Consider the following 251-nt stretch of genomic DNA (forward strand, 5'->3'; position numbering starts at 1 on the left):
GCTTTCGCGGAACTGCTTCGCTTCGCCGTCGTCAATAGAAATAAAGGTGCCGTCAGATGCCGGAGTCATACAGGACATCACCAGGCGACCACGCGTGTCTTCCGCGTTCTGATATTGCTTCACCGCACACTGGCGGCAAGCACCGACGCTCCCTAGCGCCGGGTGCCAGCAAAAGTAGGGAATATCAAGACCAAGAGAGAGACAAGCCTCTAGCAGGTTGTCCGCCCCGTTGACCTCGTATTCTTTGCCGT

The 251-nt window shown here is 56.6% G+C and carries 1 protein-coding gene; it reads right to left on the reverse strand.

Annotated elements, in window-relative coordinates; translation table 11 throughout:
* A partial coding sequence (locus QP437_RS10235) for a 2Fe-2S iron-sulfur cluster-binding protein (protein ID WP_285267760.1) occupies nucleotides 1–251 on the reverse strand: 251 nt, incomplete at both ends.

Source organism: Haemophilus sp. UMB1048 (genome assembly GCF_030218125.1).
In the GTDB taxonomy this organism is placed as follows: domain Bacteria; phylum Pseudomonadota; class Gammaproteobacteria; order Enterobacterales; family Pasteurellaceae; genus Haemophilus_D.